General features: G+C 38.6%; 8 protein-coding genes. 7 read left to right on the top strand and 1 reads right to left on the bottom strand.

Annotation, left to right across the window (positions count from 1 at the left end):
- Positions 1 to 187 precede the first annotated feature (187 nt).
- The 6 genes from OC25_RS26475 to OC25_RS26450 all read left to right on the top strand — a co-directional run bounded on the left by OC25_RS26475 (position 188) and on the right by OC25_RS26450 (position 5,804).
- On the top strand, positions 188 to 748 hold the full coding sequence (locus OC25_RS26475) for a CopD family protein (RefSeq protein WP_039483534.1): 561 nt from the start codon (positions 188 to 190) through the stop codon (positions 746 to 748).
- Between the two features lie 191 nt (positions 749 to 939).
- A complete protein-coding gene (locus tag OC25_RS26470; protein WP_039483532.1) occupies positions 940 to 2,097 on the top strand; it encodes a hypothetical protein in 1,158 nt (385 codons plus the stop codon).
- A gap of 275 nt (positions 2,098 to 2,372) precedes the next feature.
- Positions 2,373 to 2,942 carry an RNA polymerase sigma factor gene (locus OC25_RS26465; RefSeq protein ID WP_039483528.1) on the top strand — a complete coding sequence of 190 codons (570 nt, stop codon included), beginning with the start codon at positions 2,373 to 2,375 and terminating at the stop codon, positions 2,940 to 2,942.
- Positions 2,923 to 3,675, top strand: coding sequence for a hypothetical protein (locus tag OC25_RS26460; protein ID WP_039483525.1), 753 nt, complete (start codon positions 2,923 to 2,925; stop codon positions 3,673 to 3,675). The genes OC25_RS26465 and OC25_RS26460 overlap by 20 nt, the downstream gene beginning before the upstream one ends.
- A 132-nt stretch (positions 3,676 to 3,807) precedes the next feature.
- Positions 3,808 to 4,605, top strand: a complete 798-nt coding sequence (locus tag OC25_RS26455; protein WP_039483522.1) for an outer membrane beta-barrel protein — start codon at positions 3,808 to 3,810, stop codon at positions 4,603 to 4,605.
- A 206-nt stretch (positions 4,606 to 4,811) separates the two neighbouring features.
- Complete coding sequence (locus OC25_RS26450) at positions 4,812 to 5,804, top strand: ABC transporter ATP-binding protein (protein WP_052266502.1); 993 nt, start codon at positions 4,812 to 4,814, stop codon at positions 5,802 to 5,804.
- A 7-nt stretch (positions 5,805 to 5,811) separates the two neighbouring features.
- On the opposite strand, the gene OC25_RS26445 is transcribed toward OC25_RS26450, so the two are convergent.
- Entirely contained in the window at positions 5,812 to 6,222 is a 411-nt protein-coding gene (locus OC25_RS26445) for a hypothetical protein (RefSeq protein ID WP_039483517.1), read from the bottom strand.
- A gap of 137 nt (positions 6,223 to 6,359) precedes the next feature.
- Here OC25_RS26445 and OC25_RS26440 point away from each other — a divergent pair, with 137 nt between their 5' ends.
- Positions 6,360 to 6,920, top strand: coding sequence for a DUF4230 domain-containing protein (locus OC25_RS26440; RefSeq protein ID WP_039483514.1), 561 nt, complete (start codon positions 6,360 to 6,362; stop codon positions 6,918 to 6,920).
- Positions 6,921 to 7,207: the final 287 nt, after the last annotated feature.

Genomic DNA, 7,207 nt, shown 5'->3' with positions numbered 1-7,207 from the left:
GCATTATGCCTGATATTCCTTTCGATAATGTAAAATATGCGATTGAGGTAGTGAAGGAGTTTAGGTACTAACCAAATTACTTATAAATGCGTCACTCTGATCCGATAACTATCGGATTTATTTCATGGTCTCTTTTAGAATGAGATGCTGAAACAAGTTCAGCATGACGTGTGTAAGAATAACTAAAATGATAGAAACCCTGTTACCATATTACCAATACTTTAAAGCTGTTCACATTGTATTTGTGATTAGCTGGATGGCGGGTTTATTCTATATTTTAAGTCTTTTTATTTACCATACCGAGGCTAACGATAAGCCTGAACCTGAAAAAAGTATCCTCCAGAAACAGTTTATTAAAATGGAGGCTACTTTATGGAAAATTATTGCTACTCCGGCCATGATTATTTCAGTTTTGGCAGGGGCAGGTATGCTTACTTTGAACAATGCCCTTTTACAAGCTAATTGGATGTGGGTAAAGCTTGCATTTGTGGTTGGCTTACTCATTTATCATTTCATCTGCCAAAACATTGTAAAACAGCTTAAAAACAATCAGTTTAAGCTCAATAGTTTTCAGTTGCGTTTGTGGCGCGAGCTGGCTACTATTTTTATGATTGCAATTGTATTTGTGGTAATCTTAAAAAATGCCCTCAATTGGATTTATGGCTTAATTGGTATTATGGGCGTTGCCCTTGCCATCATGATTGCCGTTAAGCTATATAAAAACTACCGTAAAAAACGCGGCGAATAATATTTACCACAAAGCCACTGAGATACTAAGGATATTGTTTGTAATAAAAGGTGTTAATAAAACTTTGTGGTCTTTGTGCCTTGGCGGTTAACCCAGATAAATTTCTTTGTTTCCTTTGCGTAAACTTCGCGTGCTTTGCGGTTAAATAAACGAAAAACTATCCTAAATTTGGGCGATAAAAATCCAAGCTCATGTTTACAGCCACGGGTCTGAAAAAGACCGTACTTTTTATATCTTTTCTTTGTAGTTCTTATTTAGCTTCAGCACAGTTTAATCAGTCTGCGTTCGAAAACAGGATTCGTCCCGATAGTAGTTTAACCAACGAGGTACATTTTAATTTCTACAATTTCAATTACGTGCGCAATTACGAGTATACCAACGATTTTCACGATGGATATACCTTGTATGGTACACAGCTACAACCACAGATTGTTTATTATGCACACCCTAACCTGGCCATTACCGCCGGAGCTTTTATCCGCAAAGATTTTGGCAGAAATGGTGTAAGTGATGCGAAGCCTTTATTCAGTTTAAAGTACCACAAAAGAAACCTGACCCTGATTTTCGGGAGTTTAGAAGGCGGTATTCAGCATAAGTACATCGAGCCGCTTTACGATTTTGAAAGAACCATTACCAACCCGGTTGAATACGGTACACAGCTTTTGGTAGAACGCAAACGCTTTAATTTAGATGCCTGGATTGCCTGGCAAAAAATGATCTATAAAGGCGATCCGGCTAAAGAAGAAATTATAGGTGGTTTATCTACCGAAACTACACTGGCCGAAGCCAATGGCTGGAAATTCAGCGTACCGGCACAGTTTCTGGCTTTTCACCAGGGCGGCCAGATTGATATACTTAAAGAAATTCCGATCAGTACTTTATTTAATGGGGCAGCAGGTTTAAAACTGCATAAAGCCATTAATAGTAACATTAAGCAGGTATATACCGATAACTATGTGGCGGTGTATAAAGACTTGTCGCCCGATAAAAGAAGGGCTTACGAAGGTGGTTTCGGTCTTTGGTTAAATGCCGGGGTAGAAAGCAAATGGGGAAGCCTGGTTGCCTCGTACTGGAAAGGCAATAATTTTATTTCGATTAAAGGTATGCCATTGTACGAATCGGTTTCTGATAATTTATATAGTTCAGGCTTAAGACAAAGCTCAAGAAATATTGTCTCCCTGCGTTATGCTTACCAAAAGGAACTGATTCCGCATTTATACCTGGATGTTCGCTTCGAACCGCATATTGATTTGGATAATACCGATAAGCAACTCCAGTTTAATCATTCGTTTTTCTTAACCTATAAGCAGGATTTTAAATTGTTTAAGGTGAAAAAGGATGGAAGGTAAAAGCGAAAAACTAAATTCATCCATGGGCTCCGACTTCAGTCGGAGGTATTAGATAAATTGCTAGCCCCGCAGGTTTTAAAAAACTGCGGGGTTTATCGTTTTTAAACCCTCACCGTTCATTTTCAAATAAAATATTATCTTTCCTGAAAAATTGCAGTTAATTTATCTCATTGATAATCAGTGCTGATAAAAATAAATTTAACTTTATTTAACTTTTTTTCTCTCCCCATGCAACCATTGTGTGCAACTGATCATCTTCTCTATACAAACACACAATGAAATTGACGCGAAGCTATACGATAAACGATTTGATGGAGGGCTGCAAAGCCGGCGACCGGAAGATGCAGGAGCTGCTGTATAGGCAAACTGCATCGAAAATGCTGGCTGTTTGTATGCGCTACGCCAAAGATAGGATGGAAGCTGAAGATGTACTGCAAATGGGCTACATTAAAGTTTTCCAGAAAATTAAGGAATACCGGGGTGAAGGCTCTTTTGAAGGCTGGATTAGACGGGTAATGGTAAATACGGCTATTGAAAGTTACCGTAAAAACCTGCGCAGTTTAAATGTAGTTGAAATTGATGAAGCTTACGAGCAACCATCAACAGGATTTGATTTTAGCCGTTTGGGCATGCAAGACCTGATGAAAGTGATACAAAAGCTGGCTGATGGTTACCGGATGGTGTTTAACATGTACGTAATAGAGGGCTACTCGCATAAAGAAATTGGCGAAACACTGGGCATCTCAGAAGGGGCCAGTAAATCGCAGTTATCGAGGGCCCGGGCAATATTAAAAGAGGAAATTTTAAAAATGGAGGGATTTGGTTATGCAACCTATACAGGATAAGGATTTTGATCAGCTGTTTAAAAATGCTTTTGACGATGCCGAGATTGCACCATCAAGAGATTTATGGAGCAATATTGAAAGTGAAATTGAACCAAAGAAAAAAAGGATCATCCCCATTTATTGGTTATCGGCAGCAGCTGTATTATTGGTAGTTGCAGCGGGGATTCTGGTTTACCAGCAACAAAATGTTAACCCTAAACAGTTAACCAGTTATGTTGCCCCAAAAGTGCAGAAACCTGTTGTGGCAGAACAACCCGTTAAAGATTTGGTAATTACACCAGTTAAACCAATTGAAAAAGTAGAAGTCGTTTTACCGGTTAGCAATAAACCAGTTACCAGTTTGGCTAAAACTAACCTTAAAAAAGTGGCTAGACCGGTAGAAAAACAAAAAATAGTTACCGCTCCTGAAGTTTTAAAACAAGAAACGGTAATTGCTAAAACTGAAGAGCCTAAAAAGGATATTAAAACTAAGATTGAAGAAGCCATTCTACAACCAGAAAATAAAACTGTAATTGCAGCTAACCCAGCAGCTGTAAAAATAGATGAGCCCATTAACGATAATGATGAGCAGAGTACTAAAAGCATCCGTAATGTGGGCGATGTGGTAAACCTGATTGTAAACAAGGTTGATAAAAGGAAAGATAAGTTTATCCAGTTCAGAACAGACGACGACGATTCTTCACTGTCATCAATCAATATCGGGCCTTTTAAAATAGGTAAACGGAAGAAATAATAATTTTCAGTTGGCAGTTTTCAGTTCACAGTTATCAATCGGCAATTTTCAGTTATAAACATTAAAACATCACAACATTAAAACCTTACAACTTTTAAGCATTACAACATTAAACATAACAAACACATAGATATGAAACGTCTGATTTTTACAACACTTTTGGTAAGCGGGCTTGCCGGTGTTATCGCTCCAGGTGCATCTGCACAACAGGATTCAACAAAAAGAAATAGAAAGGATCTCGATTACGGTATCGTAAAAATAACAAGAGATGATAAGGATAGTGTAAACAAAGACCCTAAAAAAGGCCGCTTTGTAGGTGGAATTACCTTTACCCGGGTTGACTTGGGTTTCTCAAGACTAATTGATAACGGAAGCTTCAATTTATCGCCTGCTAACGATTTTTTAGATTATAAAGGCGGCAAAACCAGTACATTTTCTTTTGATATCTTACAATTGGGTTACCGTTTTAATTCGAATTTTAAAGTGTATGTAGCTGGTGGTTTCGATTGGACGCTGATCCGTTTAAGAAAAGACATTACCATTGCTAAAAACTCAAGTGAGTTTGTTTACACCGATCAATCGCCGGTACATTTCTCTAAAAACCGTTTCTCAAGCAGCTATGTACACATTCCGTTAAATTTTGAATTCCGTACCTCAGAAAACAAAAACGGCAAAAGGTTTTACCTGGTGTTAGGTCCGGAAGTAAGCTTTTTGTTAAACGGAAAAATTAAACAAATTAGCGAAGAAAGAGGCAAAGAGAAACAATACGATAGCTACCACTTTCAATCGGTACGCTACGGTGGTACAATCCGCTTTGGTTACGGCGGTTTAGGTTTGTTTACCAAATACTATTTCAACGATATGTTTACCACTTCGCAGCAAGCTGGTTTAAAAAACATGAGCTTCGGCGTTACTTTTGGGTTAAACTAAGGCCCCTAAATCTTAATCGACTAATCAATTTTCTCCTTCAGGAGATGTCCGAAGGACAGAGAGGCAATACACAAATGAACAGATCCTGTTTCGGTTAGGCGAGACAGGATTTTTTGTTTAGCGTTTTTGAAGTGTTTACTATACCGTTGTAATTTTGCTTTGAGCTTTAGTCTTTCCGCTTTAAGCTTATTCACTATCTTTACCCCGTGAGCAATATCCTAATCAGCGTTAAAAATTTAACCAAGCAATATCAGGCAGAACAGGCCGGCGGAATTAAAAATGTAAGTTTCGATATCAACAGAGGTGATGTGGTAGCCATTATTGGCGAAAGCGGAAGTGGAAAATCGACCTTATTGAAATCGATTTATGGCTTGTTAAAAACCGACGAAGGCGAAATTTATTTTGAAGATAAGCGCGTTAAAGGACCTGACGAACAATTGATTCCGGGCCACAAGCAAATGAAAATGGTTACACAGGATTTTTCGCTCAACATTTATGCGAAAGTATACGATAATATTGCCTCACAGTTATCGAATACCGACCTGAAAACCAAAGCTGAAAAAACTTTGGCCATTATGGAACATTTACGGATTTTACCCCTTCAGCATAAGAAGATTATTGAGCTAAGTGGTGGCGAACAGCAGCGTGTAGCCATTGCCAAAGCCATGGTTTCTGATACGCAGGTTTTGCTTTTAGATGAGCCTTTTAGTCAGGTTGATGCCCTGCTTAAAAACCAATTACGCGCCGATATTAAACGCATAGCTGCCGAAACGGGTGTAACCGTGATATTGGTATCGCACGATCCGGCCGATGGCTTATTCCTGGCCGATCAGTTATTGATTTTGCGTAACGGACAGCTTTTGCAAACCGGCAAGCCAGCTGAAATTTATCAGCACCCGGCTCATATTTATACCGCGCAAATTTTAGGCAATGCAGTAGTACTGCCAGCTTCGGATGCCGAAAAAATTGGCTTAAAAACGCAAAAAGATACTGTTGTTTTTTATCCCGAATGGGCAGAGGTGAACAATAACTGGAGCAGCAGGCGTTACGAGGTAAAAGATGTGTATTACAAAGGTTTTTACGAAGAACTGCTGGTAGAAAGAAATGGCGTTCACATTCGTGCGCTACAACTGAATAGAGGGGAGCATAAAAAAAACGACCACGTTCAGTTGAACATTAGTCGTTTTTTAGAGTTTTAAGCCTCGCTTAAAGGTCGTTTCCTACCAAAACTATTTTAATTCTTACTGTTGAAGTAGGTTTTATAGGTGTTGTTGCCTGATAATCTGAACTTTGTACGTCGATAGATACGCCACCTTTGTAAACTTCATAACTATAGGCATCTACATTATAAACAAAAGGTAGTGCAATATAACTTGCCCCGCTATTGTAAGAAATGTAAACCAGGGTTCCTTCATTGTCAATATGAAACTGATCTATTTCCGGAACTGAAAGATTGGCTGAATATGTTTTTCCGTCATTGCTCAAAATCCATGCACTAGGGGCTACATCTTTAACTACTGTTAAGATGGCGTTACTTGGTTGAACAATAGTGTCTTTTTTGCAGGAAGCCAAACCTAGTGTGGCAATGCAAAGCATTAAGATGGTAAGTTTTTTCATGTTGATTAGTTTTTATTTGTGTGTGTGATTTTGATATTACAAATCTTCTGCCAAAAAATGTAACCTCCCATTTATGGATTAATTATTGTACAGTTAAACGCAGACACCAATTGTAAATTTGCATTTATTCCCATCATATGAAGATCTTTTTTCGCCTCTTACCCTGGTTAATCCTTTTGGTTGCAGGTTACTTATTTATCGCTAAAAAGTTCAGTATCAATACCACTGTAGAAAGTAAACATCAGCTCCTGGTCGAGAAAATTGAGGCTATAGGTAAACTGGAACTGGTTAGGTATCAAATTAGTGACGTTTTAGAGCACAAAAACAAAACAGATTTTTTGCCCGAAGCCAGTGTCTTGCTAATTGTTAAAGCCGAAGCTGTAGGCTGTATAGATTTAACAAAAATTACCCGTGAGGATATCCGTATAGATGCGGACACTGCTGTAGTAAATTTGCCACAGCCCGAAATCTGTTATGTCAAAATCGACCATAAAAACTCGCGGGTGTACGATACCAAAATGGCCTTCTTCAGGGAAGCGGATCTTGTAGATGAAGCCTATAAAGCAGCAGAGAGAAAGGTGGCTGAAGAAGTGAAAAAGTCGAATATTTTAACGCAGACTAAAACCAATGCCGCCAATGTACTAAAACCGATTATTGAAGGCTTAGGGTACAAAAATGTGAGGCTGAGTTTTGAGTAGGTTTTGAGGTGGAAGGTTTAGGGTGTAGGGTCTAAAGTTTTTAAGGAGGAAGGTTATCTTCAAACCGTCAGCCTGATCCGATAGCTACCAGATTTATTTCAGGGGCTCTATACTAAATAAGAGATGCTGAAACAAGTTCAGCATGACGACTTAATTAAAAATTACTTCAAAAAATCCTCGCGGTGGGGATTGAAAATATCAACCAGTAATCCAGCTTCAAGGCATACCACACCATGATATACATTTGATGGCGCAAAGAAAACATCGCCTTCGTTCAATATTTTTTT

Source organism: Pedobacter kyungheensis (assembly GCF_000812965.1).
Classification (GTDB): domain Bacteria; phylum Bacteroidota; class Bacteroidia; order Sphingobacteriales; family Sphingobacteriaceae; genus Pedobacter; species Pedobacter kyungheensis.
This window is presented reverse-complemented; position numbering and strand designations above follow the sequence as displayed.

Bases quoted from the DNA above. Each gene is read 5' to 3' on its own strand.
- OC25_RS26470 (WP_039483532.1), top strand. From the start codon at position 940: ATGTTTACAGCCACGGGTCTGAAAAAGACCGTACTTTTTATATCTTTT.
- OC25_RS26445 (WP_039483517.1), bottom strand. From the start codon at position 6,222: ATGAAAAAACTTACCATCTTAATGCTTTGCATTGCCACACTAGGTTTG.
- OC25_RS26460 (WP_039483525.1), top strand. From the start codon at position 2,923: ATGCAACCTATACAGGATAAGGATTTTGATCAGCTGTTTAAAAATGCT.
- OC25_RS26440 (WP_039483514.1), top strand. From the start codon at position 6,360: ATGAAGATCTTTTTTCGCCTCTTACCCTGGTTAATCCTTTTGGTTGCA.
- OC25_RS26465 (WP_039483528.1), top strand. From the start codon at position 2,373: ATGAAATTGACGCGAAGCTATACGATAAACGATTTGATGGAGGGCTGC.
- OC25_RS26455 (WP_039483522.1), top strand. From the start codon at position 3,808: ATGAAACGTCTGATTTTTACAACACTTTTGGTAAGCGGGCTTGCCGGT.
- OC25_RS26475 (WP_039483534.1), top strand. From the start codon at position 188: ATGATAGAAACCCTGTTACCATATTACCAATACTTTAAAGCTGTTCAC.